Origin of the sequence: Xanthomonas sp. SHU 166, assembly GCF_000364685.1 — a bacterium.
GTDB classification, from domain to species: Bacteria; Pseudomonadota; Gammaproteobacteria; order Xanthomonadales; family Xanthomonadaceae; genus Xanthomonas_A; species Xanthomonas_A sontii.
Map to the genome: position 1 here is coordinate 1 of NZ_AQOJ01000662.1, position 2398 is coordinate 2398.

The 2398-nt window shown below is 71.4% G+C and carries 3 protein-coding genes; all 3 read left to right on the forward strand.

What is annotated here, in order from left to right; translation table 11 throughout:
- On the forward strand, positions 1–259 hold a 259-nt coding region (locus D180_RS15760; RefSeq protein ID WP_043091117.1), incomplete at its 5' end, for an amino acid--tRNA ligase-related protein.
- Between the two features lie 199 nt (positions 260–458).
- Entirely contained in the window at positions 459–1103 is a 645-nt protein-coding gene (locus tag D180_RS15765; RefSeq protein WP_017913558.1) for a DUF3011 domain-containing protein, read from the forward strand.
- A gap of 69 nt (positions 1104–1172) precedes the next feature.
- Positions 1173–2237: an S-methyl-5-thioribose-1-phosphate isomerase gene (mtnA, locus tag D180_RS15770; protein ID WP_017913559.1), complete on the forward strand. Its 1065-nt coding sequence runs from the start codon at positions 1173–1175 to the stop codon at positions 2235–2237.
- Positions 2238–2398: the final 161 nt, after the last annotated feature.

Sequence of the window (2398 nt, forward strand, 5' to 3'; positions counted from 1 at the left end):
CCTGGGCAGCTACGAACTGGCCAACGGCTACCACGAGCTCAACGATGCCGCCGAGCAGCGCCGGCGCTTCCTACGCGACCATGCGCTGCGTCAGGCGCGCGGCGCGGTGCTGCCGCCGCTGGACGAGCGGCTGCTGCAGGCGCTGCCGGCCTTGCCCGACTGCGCCGGCGTCGCGGTCGGCGTGGACCGGCTGCTGATGGCAATGCGCGGCACCGCGCAGATCGGCGAGGTGCTCGCCTACGATTTCGCGCATGCCTGAACCGGCCGTCACGTGTTTTCGCGGCGCGTTGTTGCGTTGTCCACACCGATGATGGTTTGATCGGGCACGGCATGCGCACGCCGCGCGCCAGCAGGTCTTCGTTGTTCAGGTTCTAGGCATAGGGGCAGAGCCAAGCATGAAGTGGGCGTACGGGCTCGGTGGCTGGTGTTGGCTGGGGTTGGCGGCAAGCGTGTGGCCGATGCCGTCGCCGGCGCAGGACACCGACGCGTACGATGCCGCGGTGGTCCGCTGCGAGTCGCGCGACATGACCTGGGTGCACTGTCCGATGTCCACCGACCAGGGCGTGCAACTGGTGCGGCAACTCTCCGACAACGACTGCATCCGTGGCAGCGAGTGGGGTTCCGACGCCACCGGCGTGTGGGTGACCCTGGGCTGTCGCGCCGAATTCCGTCCCAATCCGGTGGAAGCGCCGCGCAGCGCGATGCGCCGCGTGTTGCGCTGCGAGTCCGATGGTCGCCTTGAGAGTTGCCCGGTGATGCTGCGCGGGGCGCCGGTGCGGCTGATGCGGCAGTTGTCGTCGGTGCCGTGCCGCGAGGAGCGCAGCTGGGGTGTGCGCCGCAACGAGATCTGGGTCGCGCGCGGCTGCCGCGGCGAGTTCGAGATCGGCGCCGCCGACGGCTCCGGCTTCCCCGCCGGCCCGCGGCCGGTGCTGTGCGAATCCAAGGGCAAGGCGCGGCGCCGCTGCGGCGTCAGCGTGCAGGATCGTGTCGAACTGCGCCGGCAATTGTCCGGCGCGCCCTGCGTGCAGGACGACAGCTGGGGCTGGGATCGCGATGGTATCTGGGTGGACAAGGGCTGCCGCGCCGAGTTCAGCGTCAACTGAGCGCTGGCGCGGCGTTGCGACACCGCACGGCGTCCTCAATCCGCAATCGCCGGCGTTTACAATGGCGCGATGAACGCCGCCCTCGATATCGATTACGCACGCTACGACCATATCCGCCCGATCCTGTGGACCGGCGACGCGCTGGAGCTGCTGGACCAGCGCAAGCTGCCGTTCGCAGTCGAACACGTGCGCTGCACCGACAGCGACCAGGTCGCCGCGGCGATCCACGCCCTGGCCGTGCGCGGCGCGCCGGCGATCGGCATCGCTGCAGGCTGGGGCACGGTGCTGGCCGCGCGCGAGGTGCAGGCCGAGAACGGCGCCGAGGCGTTGCGGAAGCTGGAGCCGGCCCTGCAGCGGCTCAATGCCGCGCGCCCGACCGCGGTCAACCTGGCCTGGGCGCTGGCGCGCATGCGCACGGCACTGGGCGCGGCCGGCAGCGACTGGCGCTCGGTGCTGGAGCGCGAGGCGCAGGCGATCGCCGAGGAGGATCTGGCCGCCAACCGGCACATGGGCGCGCTCGGTGCCGGCCTGATCGTGCCGGGCAGCGGCGTGCTGACCCATTGCAACACCGGCTCGCTGGCCACCGCCGGCTTCGGTACCGCGCTGGGCGTGATCCGCGCCGGCGTCGCCCAGCAGCGCATCGCCAAGGTGTTCGCCGGCGAGACCCGGCCGTGGCTGCAGGGCGCGCGGCTGACCGTGTGGGAACTGCAGCAGGACGGCATCGACGCCACCCTGATCGCCGATTCGGCCGCCTCGCACCTGATGAAGACCGGCGCGGTGCAGTGGGTGATCGTCGGCGCCGACCGCATCTGCGCCAATGGCGACACCGCCAACAAGATCGGCACCTACCAGCTGGCGATCGCCGCGCGCCACCATGGCGTCAAATTCATGGTGGTGGCGCCGTCGTCCACCGTGGACATGGACACTGCCGACGGCGCGCAGATCGAGATCGAGCAACGCGATCCGGGCGAGCTGTTCGGCGTCGGCGGCACGCGCACCGTGGCCGACGGCATCGCCGCCTGGAACCCGGTGTTCGACGTGACCCCGGCGGACCTGATCGATGCCATCGTCACCGAGCGCGGGGTGATCGAGCAGCCGGACCCGGCGCGCATGCGCGCCGCCTTCGGCGGCTGAGCCGGGGCACTGCGGCGGCGCCCGGCGGGCGCTGCCGGAGGCGCGCAAGTGCTTGTTCGCGCCGGCAAAAACCGGGCAATCGGGCGCCTGTCATGATAGAATCCGGCGGTTCGATCGACCGCCGTGCGCCCTAGGCGTGCGGCCGCGGCGGGCCCGCCTGT